17 protein-coding genes are annotated in these 17,532 nt (G+C 73.8%); 4 read left to right on the top strand and 13 right to left on the bottom strand.

The window, feature by feature from the left end:
- The first annotated feature begins 132 nt into the window (after positions 1-132).
- Positions 133-1,476: a UDP-glucose dehydrogenase family protein gene (locus ACIA79_RS25210; RefSeq protein ID WP_399430583.1), complete on the top strand. Its 1,344-nt coding sequence runs from the start codon at positions 133-135 to the stop codon at positions 1,474-1,476.
- Positions 1,477-1,781: 305 nt separating this feature from the next.
- Here the strand turns inward: ACIA79_RS25210 and ACIA79_RS25205 are convergent, their stop codons facing one another.
- Positions 1,782-2,300: a CGNR zinc finger domain-containing protein gene (locus ACIA79_RS25205; RefSeq protein WP_399430582.1), complete on the bottom strand. Its 519-nt coding sequence runs from the start codon at positions 2,298-2,300 to the stop codon at positions 1,782-1,784.
- A 92-nt stretch (positions 2,301-2,392) separates the two neighbouring features.
- On the opposite strand from ACIA79_RS25205, the gene ACIA79_RS25200 reads away from it, so the two are divergent.
- The gene (locus ACIA79_RS25200) at positions 2,393-2,752 is read left to right on the top strand and encodes a VOC family protein (RefSeq protein WP_399430581.1); all 360 of its coding nucleotides are present in this window, start codon (positions 2,393-2,395) and stop codon (positions 2,750-2,752) included.
- Positions 2,753-2,782: 30 nt separating this feature from the next.
- Here ACIA79_RS25200 and ACIA79_RS25195 read toward each other — a convergent pair whose 3' ends face one another.
- The 4 genes from ACIA79_RS25195 to ACIA79_RS25180 all read right to left on the bottom strand — a co-directional run bounded on the left by ACIA79_RS25195 (position 2,783) and on the right by ACIA79_RS25180 (position 6,877).
- The gene (locus tag ACIA79_RS25195) at positions 2,783-3,871 is read right to left on the bottom strand and encodes a dipeptidase (protein ID WP_399430580.1); all 1,089 of its coding nucleotides are present in this window, start codon (positions 3,869-3,871) and stop codon (positions 2,783-2,785) included.
- A 198-nt stretch (positions 3,872-4,069) separates the two neighbouring features.
- Positions 4,070-5,260, bottom strand: a complete 1,191-nt coding sequence (locus tag ACIA79_RS25190; protein ID WP_399430579.1) for a dipeptidase — start codon at positions 5,258-5,260, stop codon at positions 4,070-4,072.
- Positions 5,257-5,730 (bottom strand): 5-(carboxyamino)imidazole ribonucleotide mutase, encoded by a 474-nt coding sequence (gene purE, locus ACIA79_RS25185; RefSeq protein ID WP_399430618.1) that lies wholly within the window; start codon positions 5,728-5,730, stop codon positions 5,257-5,259. The genes ACIA79_RS25190 and purE overlap by 4 nt, the downstream gene beginning before the upstream one ends.
- Positions 5,731-5,758: 28 nt before the next feature.
- Positions 5,759-6,877, bottom strand: coding sequence for a 5-(carboxyamino)imidazole ribonucleotide synthase (locus ACIA79_RS25180; protein ID WP_399430617.1), 1,119 nt, complete (start codon positions 6,875-6,877; stop codon positions 5,759-5,761).
- 182 nt (positions 6,878-7,059) lie between these two features.
- On the opposite strand from ACIA79_RS25180, the gene ACIA79_RS25175 reads away from it, so the two are divergent.
- A complete protein-coding gene (locus ACIA79_RS25175; protein WP_399430578.1) occupies positions 7,060-7,602 on the top strand; it encodes a GtrA family protein in 543 nt (180 codons plus the stop codon).
- Positions 7,603-7,636: 34 nt separating this feature from the next.
- Here the strand turns inward: ACIA79_RS25175 and ACIA79_RS25170 are convergent, their stop codons facing one another.
- Positions 7,637-8,914 carry an ATP-binding protein gene (locus tag ACIA79_RS25170; protein ID WP_399430577.1) on the bottom strand — a complete coding sequence of 426 codons (1,278 nt, stop codon included), beginning with the start codon at positions 8,912-8,914 and terminating at the stop codon, positions 7,637-7,639.
- A 9-nt stretch (positions 8,915-8,923) separates the two neighbouring features.
- On the bottom strand, positions 8,924-9,601 hold the full coding sequence (locus ACIA79_RS25165) for a response regulator transcription factor (RefSeq protein WP_031068368.1): 678 nt from the start codon (positions 9,599-9,601) through the stop codon (positions 8,924-8,926).
- 499 nt (positions 9,602-10,100) lie between these two features.
- Between ACIA79_RS25165 and ACIA79_RS25160 the strand changes: the two genes are divergently transcribed.
- Complete coding sequence (locus tag ACIA79_RS25160; RefSeq protein WP_399430576.1) at positions 10,101-11,600, top strand: peptide MFS transporter; 1,500 nt, start codon at positions 10,101-10,103, stop codon at positions 11,598-11,600.
- An 89-nt stretch (positions 11,601-11,689) separates the two neighbouring features.
- On the opposite strand, the gene ACIA79_RS25155 is transcribed toward ACIA79_RS25160, so the two are convergent.
- From ACIA79_RS25155 to ACIA79_RS25130, 6 genes are all read right to left on the bottom strand, one after another.
- A complete protein-coding gene (locus ACIA79_RS25155; protein WP_399430575.1) occupies positions 11,690-13,033 on the bottom strand; it encodes a hypothetical protein in 1,344 nt (447 codons plus the stop codon).
- A gap of 14 nt (positions 13,034-13,047) precedes the next feature.
- Positions 13,048-14,157 (bottom strand): hypothetical protein, encoded by a 1,110-nt coding sequence (locus tag ACIA79_RS25150; RefSeq protein ID WP_399430574.1) that lies wholly within the window; start codon positions 14,155-14,157, stop codon positions 13,048-13,050.
- Positions 14,154-14,942, bottom strand: coding sequence for a hypothetical protein (locus ACIA79_RS25145; RefSeq protein ID WP_399430573.1), 789 nt, complete (start codon positions 14,940-14,942; stop codon positions 14,154-14,156). Before ACIA79_RS25145 ends, ACIA79_RS25150 begins: the two co-directional genes overlap by 4 nt.
- A 4-nt stretch (positions 14,943-14,946) precedes the next feature.
- Entirely contained in the window at positions 14,947-15,645 is a 699-nt protein-coding gene (locus ACIA79_RS25140) for a peptidase (RefSeq protein ID WP_399430616.1), read from the bottom strand.
- Between the two features lie 176 nt (positions 15,646-15,821).
- On the bottom strand, positions 15,822-16,379 hold the full coding sequence (locus ACIA79_RS25135) for an ATP-binding protein (protein ID WP_399430615.1): 558 nt from the start codon (positions 16,377-16,379) through the stop codon (positions 15,822-15,824).
- A 541-nt stretch (positions 16,380-16,920) separates the two neighbouring features.
- The gene (locus tag ACIA79_RS25130; protein ID WP_399430572.1) at positions 16,921-17,289 is read right to left on the bottom strand and encodes an STAS domain-containing protein; all 369 of its coding nucleotides are present in this window, start codon (positions 17,287-17,289) and stop codon (positions 16,921-16,923) included.
- Positions 17,290-17,532 lie beyond the last annotated feature (243 nt).

The following is a 17,532-nucleotide window of genomic DNA, read 5'->3' as shown; positions in this document are numbered from 1 at the left end:
TAAGTAACCCAAATTTTAGTGGGCCCCGACCGGATGGCATAGGTGACCTTGCTGACAGCGAAAACGGTCCCCGGTCCGGGGCCCGACTATGCTCGGGGCCGCAGTCCGCCCCGCACCGACCAGGAGCACCGCATGGCCCTCAAGATCACCGTGATCGGCACCGGATACCTCGGCGCCACCCATGCGGCGGCCATGGCGGAGCTGGGGTTCGAGGTGCTGGGCCTCGACGTCGTCCCCGAGAAGATCGAGATGCTCTCCCAGGGCCGGGTCCCGATGTACGAGCCGGGGCTGGAGGAGCTGCTGCGCAAGCACGTCGCCGGGTTCGAGGGCTCCACCGGGCGGCTGCGCTTCACGACCTCCTGGGAGGAGGTCGGCGCGTTCGGCGACGTCCACTTCGTGTGCGTGAACACGCCGCAGAAGCACGGTGAGTACGCGTGCGACATGCGGTACGTCGACGCCGCCTTCACCTCCCTCGCCCCGCATCTGCAGCGCCCCGCGCTGGTCGTCGGCAAGTCGACCGTGCCGGTCGGCAGCGCGGAGCGCCTCGCCCGGCTGCTGGCCGAGCGGGCGCCGGTGGGCGCGGACGCGGAGCTGGCGTGGAACCCCGAGTTCCTGCGCGAGGGCTTCGCCGTGCAGGACACGCTGCACCCGGACCGGATCGTCGTGGGCGTGCAGAGCGCGGCCGCGGAGAAGCTGCTGCGTGAGGTGTACGCCACTCCGATGGAGGAAGGGTCGCCCTTCGTGGTGACGGACTTCCCGACGGCGGAGCTGGTGAAGACGGCCGCCAACTCCTTCCTGGCCACCAAGATCTCCTTCATCAACGCCATGGCCGAGGTGTGCGAGGCGGCGGGCGGTGACGTCGTCAAGCTCGCGGAGGCCATCGGGTACGACGACCGGATCGGCGCGAAGTTCCTGCGGGCCGGCATCGGCTTCGGCGGCGGGTGCCTGCCGAAGGACATCCGCGCCTTCATGGCGCGGGCGGGCGAGCTGGGCGCCGACCAGGCGCTGACGTTCCTGCGCGAGATCGACTCCATCAACATGCGGCGCCGCGGCCAGATGGTCGGCATGGCGCGCGAGGCGCTGGGCGACGGGACGTTCCTGGGCAAGCGGGTAGCGGTGCTCGGCGCCGCGTTCAAGCCCGACTCCGACGACGTACGGGACTCGCCGGCGCTGAACGTGGCCGGGCAGATCCACCTGCAGGGCGGTCAGGTGACGGTGTACGACCCCAAGGGGATGGACAACGCGCGGCGGCTGTTCCCGACGCTGGCGTACGCGGACAGCGCGCTGGAGGCCGTCCGGGGCGCCGACGTGGTGCTGCACCTGACGGAGTGGAGCGAGTTCCGCGAGCTGGACCCGCGCGAGCTGGGCGAGGTCGTGGCGTCGCGGGTCATCCTGGACGGCCGCAACGCGCTGGACCCGACGCGGTGGCGCGAGGCGGGCTGGACGTACCGCGCGATGGGCCGCCCGCGGGCGTAGCGGGCGGGGAGGGACGCCCGGCGGGCCGTCACCCTCGGGGCTGGACGCCCGGCAGGCTGCACGCGGGGCGGGACACCCGGCGGGCGGGCACCCGCGGGGCCGCACGCGGCACGGGAGGCACGCAGACCGCACGCGGGATTGGACACCCGGCGGGCGGCCACCCAGCGGAGCCGGACACCCGGCGGACGCACGCAGGCTGCACGCGGGGCGGGACACCCGGCGGGCGGGCACCCGCGGGGCCGGGCGCCGGGCGGATGCACGCAGGCCCACGCGAATCATGGTCCGTGCGATCGCCGGGCAGGCCCTCAGGAGGGCGGGGAGCCGCGGCGGGCGCGGTAGGTGCGCATTTTGGCGCGGGCCCCGCAGACCGACATCGAGCACCAGCGACTGCGCCCCGCCGGGCTGCGGTCGTAGTACGCCCAGTGGCAGTCCGGCGCCTCGCACGCCTTGAGCCGCAGCCAGGTGCCGTCCGCCACCGCCGCCGCGATGGCCTCCGCGACCCGCGAGGCGAGGGTGCCCGGGCGGGCCGGGCGCAGGGCCGCCGCGCCGTCGCCGGGCGCGACCGTGACCAGCAGCGGGGCGGCGGCCAGCAGCTCGTCGAGCGGCGGCGTGGCGCGGTGCGGCGGGTGCCCCGCGTGCGCGAGGCAGGCCGCGCGCAGTGCCTCCCGCAGTTCGCGGGCGCCCTCCACCTCGGGCCCGGTGAGGCCGAAGGCCGCCCGGCCCGCCTCGGTGGCGAGGGAGTCGGCGCCCGTCTCGATGTTCAGCGAGTTCACCAGTGCCTCGATCAGGCCGAGGCCGCCGGGAGCGGGCGCTCTGTCGTTCATGGTTGCGACGTTACCCGTCATGCGGCACCATGCGGTAACGGTTACCGGTTGACCCGTAATACCGGTAACTCCGACACCCCTGGAGGCATGTCATGGCTCTCGCCAAGCTCGGTACCGTCGTCCTCGACTGTCCCGACCCGCACGCCCTCGCCGCCTTCTACGCCGCGGTCCTCGGCGGCACGACACAGGGCGACGACACCTGGGTCGATCTCGCCGGGCACGCCGGCACCCCGCTCGCCTTCCAGGCAGCGCCCGGTTTCGTACCGCCGCGCTGGCCCTCCCCGGACGGCTCCCAGCAGTTCCACCTGGACCTCACCGTCGAGGACCTCGACGCGGCCGAGGAGCGGGTCCTCGCCCTGGGCGCCAAGGCGCTGGACGCCGACGACCGCAGCCGGTCGTGGCGGGTCTACGCGGACCCGGTGGGGCACCCGTTCTGCCTGTGCCGGGCGTAGGGCCGTCCCGCCGGCCCGGCCCGGCCGGCGTCACGTCCCCCGGGCCACCGCTTCGGCCTCCCGTACGACACGGGCCGCGTTGCCCCAGGTCAGCGCGGCGATGTCGGTTTCGGGCCAGTCGCGGTGCAGCAGCTCGGCGATGAGGTTCGGGTAGCAGGACGCGTCCTCCAGGCCGACGGTGTGGGGGGCGTGCGTCGCCGTCCCGAAGGAGCCCGCGATGCCCACGCACTCCGGACCGGCGACCCTGCGGACGTGGTCCAGGTGGTCGGCGACGTCCTGGAGGGCGGCGGGGACGCCGGCCAGCCGGGCGACCTGGTCCGGCGCGAAGGTCACCATGCAGACGCCGCCGTTGGCGCGCAGCCGGCGCAGGACGTCGTCGGTGACGTTCACCGGGTGGGGCGTGAGCGTGGCCGCGGCCGAGTGGGAGAGGATCACCGGCGCCTTGGTGACGTCCAGGACGCGGCGCATGGTGTCGGCTGAGGCGCCGGAGAGGTCGACGAGGACCCCGAGGTGGTTCATCTCCCGGACGACGTCCTGCCCGAAGGGCGTCAGGCCGTCCGGGCCGGCGGTCCAGGAGGTGCCGGCGACACCGGCGCTGCGTACGCCGAGGGCGTGGTAGGCGCGCAGCGTGCCGAGCGAGTCGCCGAGGGCGGCGCCGGAGACCGGTCCGAGGAGCGAGGCGATGCGCCCGCAGTCGCGTGCGGCGGCCATCTCGGCGGCGGTGAGGGCGAGACGGAGGGCTTCCGGGCACGACTCGATGAGCGTCCGTACGCCGTCGATCAGGTCCAGCGTGCCGCCGATGAGCCGGTCGGCGCCGTGCCGGGGGGCGACGTGGAGCGACCAGAACTGCGCTCCGACGCCACCGGCCCGGATCCGGGGTATGTCGGTGTCGAGTGCCGCCTCGCCGTGCCGGAGCGCGTGGTGGTGCGTGCGGTCCAGCTCCTGCGCGAGGGTGTTGTGGCCGTCGACGACGAGCTGCGCGGCGAGCAGGACGCGGGCGCGGCCGAGGTCGGTTTCGGAGGGGGTGGGGGCTTCGGCGGGGTCGGCGCCGAGCACCGTGTCGTCGGGTTCACCGCGCGTGGTCGGTGCGACGTAGGGAAGGTCCTGCAGGTCTGCCATGACGGGGGCTCCGGCTCCGTGAACGGCGTTGCGAGCCATAGCGCCACGGTGGCACGGCCGGGGGCGGGGGTCGCGGCGGTGTACTGCGTCCGGGTGGTTCCTGCCCGCCCCGGCGCCATGCCGCCGGACGGGCCGGCCCCCGGGGCGCGATGCCGCGGGGCGGGAGCGGGCCCCCGGGTCCTGCCCGTCCGCCGGGCGCTATCCGTCCAGCGACTCCCGTGTGGCGTTGGAGGGCGCGCGGCCCGCCAGGCCCCGGGCGACCGACTCCGCGTCGCGCAGCACGCGCAGCGGGTTGGACCAGGTCAGCATGGCGATGTCGGTACGGGACCACTTGCGGGACAGGAGTTCCGCCACCAGGTTCGGGTACGCAGACACGTCCGCCAGGTCCGAGGGCGTGAAGGCCGTGCCGTCGAAGTCGCCGCCGATGCCGATGTGGGCGATGCCCGCAACCTCCCGCATGTGGTCCAGGTGGTCGGCGACCGTTGCGGCGGTGGCGACCGGACGGGGGTCGGCGTCCTCGAACGCCTCGTGGACACGCATCGCCTCGGGCGTCGTGTCCAGCGGGTGGAAGCCGTGCGCCCGCATGTTGTCGTCGGCGCGCCGCGTCCACGCCACCGCCGCGGGCAGGACGAACTTGGGCACGAACGTGGCCATGGCCACGCCGCCGTTGGCGGGCAGCAGCGCGAGGACGTCGTCGGGGATGTTGCGCGGGTGGTCGCACACCGCGCGCGCCGACGAGTGGGAGAAGAGCACCGGTGCCTCGCTGGCCGCCAGGGCGTCGCGCATCGTCGTGTCGGCGACGTGCGAGAGGTCCACCAGCATGCCGAGGCGGTTCATCTCGCGGACGACCTCCCGGCCGAACGCCGACAGCCCGCCCACCCCCGGCTCGTCCGTCGCCGAGTCCGCCCACGCCACGTTGTCGTTGTGGGTGAGCGTCATGTAACGGACACCCAGGGCGTACAGGGCCCGCAGGGTGGCGAGGGAGTTGTTGATGGAGTGCCCGCCCTCGGCGCCCTTCAGGGAGGCGATGCGGCCTGCGGCCCGCGCGGCCTCCATGTCGTCGGCGGTCAGCGCGGGCGCGAGGTCGGCCGGGTAGCGGGCCAGGAGCTGGTCGACGCAGTCGATCTGCTCCAGCGTGGCGCTGACGGCGTCGTCCCCGGCCAGGTCGCTGCGCACGTACACCGACCAGAACTGCGCCCCGACGCCGCCGGCCCGCAGCCGCGGGATGTCGGTGTGGAGCCGGCCGGCCTGGTCCGCCGCGATGTCGAGGCGGTCCAGGTCGTAGCGGGCCTGCTGGCGCAGCGCCCACGGCAGGTCGTTGTGGCCGTCCACCACGGGGAAGTCCCCGAGGAGGTCGCGCGCCTGCGCGAGGAGGTCCGCCGTCGTCACTTGCCGACCTTCGAGCGCAGCCGCCTGCCCTTCTCCGTCGCCTGGTCGTTGAGCTCCTGCTGGAACTCGGTCATGCGGGACAGCAGCTCGGGGTCGGAGCTCGCCAGGATGCGGGCGGCCAGCAGGCCCGCGTTGCGCGCGCCGCCGACCGACACCGTGGCCACCGGGACGCCCGCCGGCATCTGGACGATGGACAGCAGGGAGTCCATGCCGTCGAGGTACTTCAGCGGGACGGGGACGCCGATCACCGGCAGCGGGGTGACGGAGGCGAGCATGCCCGGCAGGTGGGCCGCGCCGCCGGCGCCCGCGATGATCGCCTTCAGCCCGCGGTCCGCCGCGCGCTCGCCGTACGCGACCATCTCGCGCGGCATGCGGTGCGCGGAGACCACGTCGACCTCGTACGGGATCTCGAACTCGTCGAGGGCCCCGGCGGCGGCCTCCATGACGGGCCAGTCCGAGTCGGAGCCCATGACGATGCCGACGACGGGTCCGGGTGCGTTACTCAACGATCGTTCCTCGCAGGTAGTCGGCGGCGTGGCGGGCGCGCTCCAGCACGTCGTCCAGGTCGTCGCCGTAGGTGTTGACGTGCCCCACCTTGCGGCCGGGCTTCACGTCCTTGCCGTACATATGGATCTTCAGCTGCGGGTCGCGGGCCATGCAGTGCAGGTACGCGGGGTACATGTCCGGGAAGTCGCCGCCCAGCACGTTGCACATGACGGTCCAGGCCGCGCGCGGGCGCGGGTCGCCGAGGGGCAGGTCGAGCACGGCGCGGACGTGGTTGGCGAACTGGGAGGTGACCGCGCCGTCCTGGCTCCAGTGGCCCGAGTTGTGCGGGCGCATCGCGAGCTCGTTGACGAGGATGCGGCCGTCGGCCGTCTCGAAGAGCTCGACGGCCAGGTGGCCGACGACACCGAGCTCCTGGGCGATGCGCAGCGCGAGCTCCTGTGCCTGGCCGGCCAGCTCCGCCGACAGGCCGGGCGCCGGGGCGATCACGGTGTCGCAGACGCCGTCGACCTGCCGCGACTCGACCACGGGGTACGCCACGGCCTGGCCGTGCGGCGAGCGGACGATGTTCGCCGCCAGCTCGCGGACGAAGTCGACCTTCTCCTCCGCGAGGACCGGCACGCCCGCCCGGAAGGGGTCGTGGGCGTCGGCCTCGGAGCGGACGACCCACACGCCCTTGCCGTCGTACCCGCCGCGCACCGTCTTGAGGACCACGGGGAAGCCCCCGCCCTCGGCCGCGAACGCCGACACGTCGGCCGGGTCGGCCACGATGCGGTGGCGCGGGCACGGAGCGCCGATCGCGTCGAGCTTCGCGCGCATCACGCCCTTGTCCTGGGCGTGCACCAGCGCGTCGGGCCCCGGGCGGACGGGAATGCCGTCCGCCTCCAGGGCCCGTAGGTGCTCGGTCGGTACGTGCTCGTGATCGAAGGTGATCACGTCGCAGCCGCGTGCGAACTCACGCAGCGTGTCCAGGTCGCGGTAGTCGCCGATGACGACGTCGCTCACCACCTGCGCCGCGGAGTCCTGGGGGGAATCGCTGAGGAGCTTGAACTTGATGCCGAGGGGGATGCCCGCCTCGTGAGTCATACGGGCCAGCTGACCGCCGCCCACCATGCCTACTACCGGGAACGTCACCCTCTTAGGGTATCCGCCCCCGCGAGTCGCCCCACGCGCCCGGGGGCACGGGTGGAAGCGGGCCTTCCGCGGGGGCGGGCGACGTCCCCGCGCGGGCCGGGCGGCGGGTGGTTAGCATGGCTTGGTTGACCCATTCGACCGGACGGGGCTGAAAGATCACCATGAGTGAACGGGGCGCACTTCGGGTGCGACTGGAGCAGCTCCTCCGCGAGATCGCGAAATTCGGTCTCGTCGGCGGTCTCGGCCTGCTCGTCAACATGGCGGTCTTCAACCTGGTGCGCCACACCACCGAGCTCCCGGTGGTACGGGCCAGCCTGGTGGCCACGGTCGTCGCGATCGCCTTCAACTACGTGGGCTTCCGCTACTTCACCTACCGGGACCGCGACAAGAGCGGCCGGACGCGCGAGCTGACGCTGTTCCTGCTGTTCAGCCTGGTCGGCCTGGTCATCGAGAACGGTCTGTTGTACGTCGCGACGTACGGCTTCGGCTGGGACAGCCCGCTGCAGAGCAACTTCTTCAAGTTCCTCGGGATCGGCGTCGCGACCCTGTTCCGCTTCTGGTCGTACCGCACGTGGGTGTTCCGTGCGCTGCCGGAGCGCGAGACGCCGGCGCCGCCGGGGCGGCCGGCCGCCGAATCGTTCCTGGAGCAGCGGCGGCACCGGGACGCGCGCACCGGCGATCCGGTCGGCCCGCGCGGGCGCTAGGCCGGGGGTCCGCACACGCCGCCGCGCGGGCGGCTCAGCGGACCGTCGGCGGGTCCTCCGAGGCCTTGGTGCCGCGGCTGCGCACCTCGCGGCTGAGGAACAGCGCGAAGACCGGGGGCTGCTGCTGGAGCAGCTCCAGGCGTCCGCCGTCCGCCTCCGCCAGGTCGCGGGCGACGGCGAGGCCGATGCCCGTCGAGTTGCGGCCGCTGATGGTCCGCTCGAAGATCCGCGCGCCGAGGTCCGCCGGGACGCCCGGCCCCTCGTCGGTCACCTCCACCACGGCCTGGTTCCCGGTGACGCGGGTGCGCAGGGCGACCGTGCCGCCGCCGTGCATGAGCGAGTTCTCGATCAGCGCGGCCAGCACCTGGGCGACCGCGCCGGGGGTGCCCACGGCCCGCATGCCGACCTTGCCGGAGCGGACGATCGCCCGCCCCGCGCTGCGGTAGGCCGGCCGCCACTCCTCGATCTGCTGCTTGACGACCTCGTCGAGGTCGAAGGCGATCGCCGAGCCGGTGCGGGGGTCGCGGCTGTTGGTCAGCAGCCGCTGGACCACGTCCGTCAGCCGCTCCACCTGCGTGAGCGCGATCTGCGCCTCTTCCTTGACCGTCGTCAGGTCGTCGGTCACGGAGATCTCCTCCAGCCGCATGGACAGCGCGGTCAGCGGCGTGCGCAGCTGGTGCGAGGCGTCGGCGGCCAGCCGCCGCTCGGCGGTGAGCATGCGGGCGATGCGCTCGGCGGAGGCGTCGAGCACGTCCGCGACCCGGTCCAGCTCCGGGACCCCGTACCGCCGGTGCCGCGGCCGCGGATCGCCGGAGCCGAGGCGCTCGGCGGTCTCGGCGAGGTCGGTCAGCGGCGAGGCGAGCCGGTTGGCCTGCCGTACGGCGAGGAGGACGGCGGCCACCACGGCCAGCAGCGCCACCGCGGCGATGATCAGCAGGGTCCGGCCGACCTCGGCGGTCACGGCCGAGCGCGGTTCCTCCACGGTGACGGTCTCGCCGCGCCCGCCCTCCGCGGTCCCCCGGATGACGCTGCCCTCGGGGCGCTTGCCGATCTCGATGGGGGCGCGGCCGGGGATGCGGATCACCGCGTACCGCTTGGCGCCGCTCTGCTCGGCGAGGATGTCGGGGTTCACCGGCTCGCCGCCGATCAGCCGGCTCTCCACGATGCTGATCAGGCTCACCGCCTCGGAGTCCACGCTCTCCTGGGCGCTGCTGCTGATGGTGCGGGTCTCCACGATGACGAGGGAGACGCCGAAGACGGCGATGACGACGAGCACCACCGCGAGCGTGGAGTTGATCAGTCGGCGGCGCACGGTGCCCTGCTAGCTCTTCTCGAAGCGGAAGCCCACACCGCGGACGGTGGCGATGTAGCGGGGGTTGGCGGCGTCGTCGCCGAGCTTCTTGCGCAGCCAGGAGATGTGCATGTCCAGGGTCTTGGTGGAGGACCACCAGGTGGTGTCCCACACCTCCCGCATGAGCTGGTCGCGGGTGACGACTCGGCCGGCGTCCCGGACCAGGACCCGCAGCAAATCGAACTCCTTGGCGGTGAGCTGGAGCTCCTCGTCGCCCATCCAGGCGCGGTGCGACTCGACGTCGATGCGGACGCCGTGGGTGGCGGGCGCCGGGGCGGGCTCGGTGGAGCCGCGCCGCAGCAGGGCCCGGACCCGGGCGAGGAGCTCGGCGAGGCGGAACGGCTTGGTGACGTAGTCGTCGGCGCCCGCGTCCAGCCCGACAACGGTGTCGACCTCGTCCGCGCGGGCGGTCAGCACCAGGATCGGCACCGTGTGCCCCTCGGCGCGCAGCCGCCGGGCGACCTCCAGTCCGTCCATGCCGGGCAGGCCGAGGTCCAGCACCACGAGGTCGACACCGCCCTGCAGCCCGGTGTCGAGTGCGCTGGGTCCGTCCTCGCGCACCTCGACCTCGTACCCCTCCCGCCGCAGGGCGCGGGCCAGCGGTTCCGAGATGGATGCGTCGTCCTCGGCGAGCAGTACACGGGTCATGGGGTGATGGTAGTCCGCGTGCCGTACGGGCCGGGCCGGGATCGACCGTTGATCAAACTATGATCGTTCCCGCCTGGGACTCACGGATCCCATCCTGCTTAACACCTTCGATTGTGGGCAGATGGTTCCAGCGACACCTGTGATCCATATCTCAAGTCCTTCCATATGCCGCAGTGTCGTGTCGTATGGTGGCGAGACGCCTGATGCACTACTCCGGGACCTTTGGCCCGCAAACAGCGCCAAGGGTCTCCTTGCTGTCCAGGACCGGTTCCGCCGGCCCCGGGCGGTGAACGACCTGTGGGCCGGGCCCCGTGCCGTGACGAAGCGTCCGGGGCGTGGATCCCGGTGCGGTCCGATCCTTCGCCTCCGTGCGGGCCACGGGGGCGGACCCCTGTCCGGGCGTGGGGGGACGGGTCGTCCCCGCGCCGGTGCCGGCCGCCCCCCACCGGGCGCGACACGCTCACGAAGCGCGGCGCGTCCCGAGCTACCAAGGATCGACATGGCGTCCAGCCTGACGAGGGACCCGGCCAGTACCCCTGGCCTGGAGAAGACGTTCCTCGGCCACCCCCGCGGTCTGGCCAACCTCTTCATGACCGAGATGTGGGAGCGCTACAGCTTCTACGGCATGCGGGCCCTGCTCGTGCTCTACCTGTCGGCCTCCGTGGCCAAGGGCGGTCTGGGCTTCGACACGGCGACCGCCGTCGCCATCTACTCCGTCTACAACGCGATGGTCTACCTGCTCGCCCTGCCGGGCGGCTGGTTCGGTGACCGCGTGTGGGGTGCGCGGAAGACCGTGGCGATCTCCGGCACGATCATCATGATCGGCCACTTCCTGCTCGCCCTGCCGATGGAGTTCTCCTTCTTCATCGGCCTGGCGTTCATCGCCGCCGGCTCCGGGCTGCTGAAGGCCAACATCTCGACGATGGTCGGCCACCTGTACCGGGACAAGAACGACCCGCGCCGTGACGGCGGCTTCACGATCTTCTACATGGGCATCAACCTCGGTGCCTTCGTCGCCCCGCTGACCATCGGGTACGTGGGCCAGAAGATCAACTGGCACTACGGCTTCGCCATGGCCGGCATCGGCATGGCCATCGGCCTCGCCTTCTACTTCCTGGGCTTCCGCAACCTGGCCCCCGAGTCCAACCAGGTCCCGGCCCCGCTGTCGGACGCCGAGCGCGCCGGCATCATCAAGAAGGCGCTGATCTGGCTGGCCGTCGCCGCCGCCGCGTACGGCATCGTCGGCCTGACCGGCGAGCTGAGCATCGACTGGGTGCTGTGGCCGCTGACCATCCTCGGCCTGGTGCTGCCCGCCTGGTACCTGCTGCGCATCAAGCGCGACACCGACCTCGACCAGGTCGAGCGGTCCCGGATGTCGGCGTACGTCTGGTTCTTCGTCGCCGCCGCCGTCTTCTGGGGCATCTACGACCAGACCGGCTCGACCCTGAGCCTGTTCGCGGAGCACAACACCGCCGGCTCGCTGTTCGGCTTCTCCTTCCCGGCCAGCTGGTTCCAGTCGCTGAACCCGCTGTACGTGATGGCCCTGGCCCCGCTCTTCGCATGGCTGTGGGTGGCCCTCGCCCGCCGCGGCAAGGAGCCGAGCACGCTGGTGAAGTTCACGCAGGGCCTGGTGCTGATCGGTGCCTCGTTCTTCGTGATGATGCTGGCCCAGGCCGCCTCCGCGGGCGACGTCAAGGTCACCCCGCTGTGGCTGTGCTCGGTCTACCTCATCCAGACCGTCGGTGAGCTCACCCTCTCGCCCGTCGGCCTGTCGCTGACGACGAAGCTGGCCCCGGCCAAGTACGCCTCGCAGATGATGGGCGTCTGGTTCCTGGCCGTCACCGCCGGTGACTCGGTCATCGCCCTGCTCCAGCTGATGGGCGCGCCGACCGACACCGGGTGGTGGTTCGCCAGCCAGGGCGCGCTCGCGGTCCTCGCCGGTGTGGCGATCTTCATGTACCGCAGGAAGGTGCAGCCCCTCATGGGCGGCGTGCACTGACGTCCCCCGCGGGACGTCCCCCGCACGGGGAGGGCCGCCGTACCGGATCCGTCCGGTACGGCGGCCTCGCCGTTTCCGGCGGCCGCCTGTCAGCGGCGCAGCAGCCGCCACGGCGTGAAGGCGAACACCGCGCCGCCCAGCAGGACGACCGTGCCGGCGACCAGGGCGAGGGCGCGCAGCGCGCCGCCGTCCTCGGCGCCCGTCTCGGCGAGGCCGCCGCCGGAGGCGGAGCTCCCGCCGGTGGCCGGACCCGCGGAGCCCGTGCCGCCGGAGCTCGTGCCGCCCGAGGCGCCGCCCGGCTGGGCGGTGGTGTCCAGCTCCAGGGAGACCCGGACGTTCGGGGGCGGGGTGCAGGTCGTCGTCGTACCGAGCGCCTCGACCGTGAGGACCCCTGGGCTCAGGGTCGCCCGGCCCGTGGCGCCCGGCTTGTACGTGCCGGTCAGGTCCGGTATCCCGATCGGGCTGCCGGCCTTGATGGGCTCCTTGTTGGCGGGGCCCTCGACGTGGACGGTGCCCTTGTCCGCGCCACCGAGGGCGACCTCCATGGAAGGCTTCACGGTCCCTGCCGGGATGTCGGCGGGACTGTCCATGACCGACCGGGAGAACCTCACGGTGAGGGCGTAGCTCCCGCCGCTCCCGCGGGCGTCGATCCGCACGGGGGAGGTGGCCTGCTTGTCCCCGATGGGCGTCCGGCACGCGTACGGGACGCTGACCTCCTTGCCCGGGTACGCGGCCGGGCCGCCGTCCCCGCCGCCGCTCGTCCCGCCGGAGGCCGTACCGCCTGCCGTGGTGCCACCGGAGGCCGTACCGCCTGCCGTGGTGCCGCCCGAAGCCGTGCCGCCGGAGGCCGTGCCACCCGTCGCGGTGCCGCCGGAGGCCGTGCCACCCGTCGGCGGCGGGTCGCCGCCCTCCGTGACCTTGATGGTGTGGGCGGGCCGGACCGTCTCCTCCGGCGCGCACTTCGTGTCCGTGGACAGCGGCTTGGAGACGTTGATGGTGTACGCGCCGGGCGTCAGCGTGATCTCCCCCGGCCGGGTCAGCTTCAGCCGGCCCGTCATGTCCGGCAGCACCATGGGGCTGTTCTTGGGGATCGGCGGGTTCTGCCGCGGCCCCGCCACCGCCAGGTCGGCGGTCCACGCGCCCGTGACCCTGACCGTTCCCGCCGGCTTGACGGTGTCCTTCTCCAGGTCGAGGACGCCGGGGTTCCGGGACGCCGCCTCGACGGTCCGCCACACCACCTCGATCTCGTCGCCGACCTTCGCCTCCGCCGGTGCGGTGATCAGCACCTTCGACGTGCCCTGCACCGGGGGCAGCCCCGAGATGGCCGGCGGGACGCACTCCGTGGCGTACGACACCTCGGCCGCCTGCACGGGTCCCGCGGCCGGCAGGATCCCCGCACCGCCGAGCATCACCGCGACCCCGGCCGCACTCATTCTCCGTTGCGTGCTCACGCGTGTCCCTTCGTCGTGGGTCGGTTCTGCGTCGGTGCGGAGTCGGGTGCGAACCACGGGAGGGCCGCCGGGGCCACCGGACCGGTGACCGTTCCGGAATCCCCGCCGGCCGCGCGGGGAGGTGCGCCGGAGGCCGGCCGGCGGCGCGGGCGGACCCGGTCCACGACGGCCATCCCGATCCGGTACAGCCCCGCCGGCACGACCAGGACCAGCAGGATCTGGAAGAGCACCACGCCCCACGGCCGGTCGACGCCCCACGGCTGTTCGGCCAGCACCCGGCCGCCGTAGCGCACGGAGACCTGGTAGTCGCCGTGGGCGCCCGCCGCCAGCTCCACCGGCAGCTCCACGCGCGCCTTGCGGCCGGGCGCGATGGTGCCGCGCCACTGCCGCTCCTGCCACTGCGGGGCGAACACGCCGTGGGCGGTGCCCACCTCGAACACCGGGTTCCGGACGGGTGCGGGACCGAGGTTGCCGACCGTGAGGACGAGGGTGCGCCGCGCCGGGGCGCCGAACCGGACGAGGAGGCCGCTCGACCCTTCGAGCCGGGGGCCCGCCAGCACGGCGAGCCTGCCGTCGCCGGAGGGCTCGGGCAGCGGTGCCACCGGGTGCCCGGTGATTCGCAGCGGGGCGTCCACGCCGGCCTGCTCGCCGGTGACCGTGGCGACATGGACCACGCAGGGGCACGGCACGGGCGGCGCGGGAACCGGGAGCTTCCTGCTGAACGCGCCGCGCGCGTCGGTGGTGACGGCGCGGCCGTCGGCGTTGGCGCAGGAGTTCGTGCCGCTCACCAGGCCGCGACCGGGGGCGGCCTCGCCGCAGACCAGCAGCATCAGCAGGGCGCCGGGCCGCCAGCCCGTGCCGCCGACCGTGAGCTCACCGCCGGTGCCGGCCTCCTGGCGCGACAGCTCCACGGCCGGCCTGCCCTCCGCCGCGGCCGCGCCGCGCGCCGCGGGCGCCAGGACGAGGGCGAGAGCCAGGACGAGGGCCGCCACGAGGGCCGGGGGCGCGGTCACCGCCACGGCGCCCGCACGGAACGCCCGCCCGCCCGCCGCGCGCCACCACCGGAACCCGCCCGCCCGGGCCGTCCGGCTTGCGCTCCGCTTCATCCGTACGCTCCCCTCGCCGCCGCGGTGATCCGGCGCCGTACGAGGCCCCGGATCACCGCGGCGGCGAGGAGCGCGCCCGTACCGGCCGCCACCCCGCCGGCGCCGAAGGTGCGGGTCGTCGACGCCTCCGCCCGCGCGCCGCCGCCCGCGGTGGCGCTGAGGCGGACCGTCACCCGGTCCAGGAGCGGGCGCTGCCCTTCCGGCCAGGGCTCGCTGAGCTCGGCCCGCCGGCCCGGGCGCAGCCGCAGCGGAAGCGGGCGCTCCGCCCGGCGCAGGACCTCGCCGAACAAGCCCTCGGCGCGCACCGCGAGATGCGGCGCGAGGACGGTGTTGCCACGGTTGACCAGGGCGTACCGGACGGCCCCGCCCGTGACGCGGACGTCCTCGACGGTGAGCGCGGCGAGCCGCGGCCCGCCGACCCGTACCCGTACCGGCACGGTCACGGCCTTCCCGGCCAGCAGGGCGCCCGCGTGGTCGCCGGGGGGCGCGTCCGCGGGGACGGTCACCGAGAACGGCACCTCGGCCCGGGTCCGGGGCGGCACGGTGACCGGGTTCGCGGCGAAGGTCACCCAGGGGGCGGTGGCCCGCAGGGGCAGTGTCAGCGGGCGGTGACCGGTGTTGGTCAGCGACAGGGTGTCCTCCAGCACGGTGCCGGGCGGCCCCTCCAGGTAGAGGTACGGCCTGGCCTCGCCGGAGGCGGTCCCGGCTCCGGCCGCGGGCGTCGCGGAGAACACCGTCGCGGCGAGGGCCAGGACGGCGGGGGCGGCCGCGGCGCGGGGGCGCATGCCCCTATGCCCGCCGGTGGCCCGTGCGGCGGGTCAGCCACAGCGCACCGGCCACTCCGGCGAGCAGCACCGTGCCGCCGAGCGTGCCGAGCGCCGCGGCCGAGTCGAGGGGGCCGGTCCTGGGCAGTTCGCCGCTCCCCGGCGGGGCCGGCCGCGACCCGGAACCGGAACCGGACTCCGTCCCCGAGCCGCCGCCCGCCGCGGTGACGTCCAGCTCCAGCGACGGTCCCGGGTTGTTCCGCGGGGTGCAGGTGGTGGTGGTGCCGAGCGCCTCGATGGTCAGCACCCCGGCGGTGAAGGTGACCTTGCCGCTCTTCGACGGGGTGTACGTGCCCGACAGATCGCCGATCCTGATGGGGGTGTCGGCGGGGATCCTCTCGGGGTTCGCCGGTCCCGAGACGGTGACGGTCCCGCGGTCCGCGCCGCCGACCCGGATGACCGCGCTCGGGCTCATGGCCCCCTTGCCCAGCTCCACGGGGCTGGACGAGACGCCTTTGCGGAACGACATGGTGAGCCGGTAGCCGCTGCCGCTCCTGACGCCCGTGATGTCGATCGGGGAGACGGCACCCTTGTCACCGATCGGGGTCCGGCACGCGTAGTCGACGTCGACCACGGTGGCGTGGGCGGCCGGTGCGGCCGTCAGCACGGCGGTGCCCGCAACCGCCGCCGCCAGCGCCAGAGTTGTCCGCTTCCGGTACGACACCACGAGATCACCTCACGCCTGACGGCCCATCAGATCGGCGCTCAAGGTACGCCGGTGACCGTGGAGAGGGAAGACACGTGCACGGACGGGCGGCGGGACAGGGGCACATGACAAAGAGCACGGCCGTTCGCCGTGCTCCCCCAAGCACTCCGAAGACCCGCGCGGGACGCGGGTCGCTACGCGGGCGCCGCCAGCTCCGCCCAGACCGTCTTGCCCGGTGCGCCGGTGGCCCGCACGACGCCCCAGTCCAGACAGAGGCGCTGCACGATGAACATGCCGTGTCCGCCCGGCCGTCCGGCGCGGTGCGGTGTGCGCGGCGCTGGCTGGCCCGGGCCCCGGTCCTCGACCTCCAGCCGCAGCACCTTCGCGTCCAGCGAGACGCGCAGCTCCTCGGGGCCCTCGGCGTGCAGGCAGGCGTTGGTGACCAGTTCCGAGACGACGAGCAGGACGTCCTCCGCGGCGGCGCGGCGGTCGGCGGTGGCGGCGGGCAGCCAGCCCCAGTCGTAGAGCGCCTGGCGGGTGAAGTCGCGGGCGAGCGGCACGATGCCGCTGGCGCTGCCCAGCTCCAGCCTGCGGCTCCGGCGCCCGGCCGAGTCGCTCGTACCGGAGCCGCTCGCACCGGAGCCGCTCGCCACCGGCTCGCCCGTACCGGAGCCGTCCGTACCGGAGGCACCGGTCGCGCCGCCGTCGGCGGCCGGTGTCCCGGGCGCGGCGTGCGCGGCAGCGGCCGGCATGCCCGCCGGAGGGTCCGCCGGCGCACCGGGCCCGGCGGAGGGGATCCCGGACGCGACGGCCGGAGCCGTCATCGCCGCACCCGCACCGGCGTCGGCGCCGAGGGGGCCGGCGGCCGTGCCCGCATCCGTCCCGGGCACCGCGCCGGAAGACCCGCCCGCGCCGGCGGGCGCATCCGCGCCCGGGGCGGTGACGCCGCCGTCGGTCCCCGCAGCGGGCCCGCCCGGCGCGCCGGGCGCCACGGATCCCGCGACCGGCTCGGCACCCGCGCCGACGGCAGCGGCGCCCGCGGCCCCGAGGCCCGAGCCGCCCGGCTCACCACCGAGATCGCTCGGCGGATGCTGCTGGGTGCTGCCCATCAGCGCTTCACCTCACCGATTCACCAAGTCGCCATTACATCGATACAGAGAGGGGGAGCCGACCCTGGCTCTCTCACGCCCCCTCGCGCAGGTTCTTCTGCCCGGCGTTCCGGGTACAACACCCGGTTCGTCACCTCGCGGTCATGAGCAGACCGACAGCGGGGTGCGGCCCCGCCGGCGGGACCTATTCGGAGAGGGCCGCTTCCAGGGTCTCGTGCACGGCGAAGACCGCCTCGGCGCCGGTGATCTCGAAGACCCGGGCCACCACGGGCTGCATCCCGGCCAAATGGACCCCTCCCCCTGCCGCCTCGGCCTTCAGCCGTGCGCCGAGCAGCACGTTGAGGCCGGTGGAGTCGCAGAAAGCGAGCTGCGAGCAGTCGACCACCAGCCGTGATCGCCCTTTGTCGAGCGCGGCTTCCAGCGGTTCGCGCAGCAGGTCGGCGGTGTGGTGATCGAGCTCACCCACCGGTGTGACGACCTCGCTCCGGCCCTCCGTCCGGACCCCGACGCTGAGTCGGCCCTGATTCGCGCTGCCGACCGTCCCGCGGTCCATGCCGCCCCTCTTCGCCGATGCCGTTGAGTCGGTAGAACCCTACGCCTTCTCCCCACCGGTCGGTAGTCGGACTCCCCTGCAACCCGGACATATGGGACAATTGACACTTGCAACGATCCATGAAGAGCAGGTAGGGCTAGTAGGGACACCCATTCGCAGGGGACACCCGTCAGCGGGACACCCCCGACACGGCCGGCTTCGGAGGCGCCGCACACCGCAGCGACGTAGATCGGCATCGGCGGC

The organism is Streptomyces sp. NPDC051310, from assembly GCF_044455245.1.
Classification (GTDB): Bacteria; Actinomycetota; Actinomycetes; order Streptomycetales; family Streptomycetaceae; genus Streptomyces.
The sequence above is the reverse complement of the archived record's forward strand: the minus strand, read 5'-3'. Positions and strand labels throughout refer to the sequence as shown.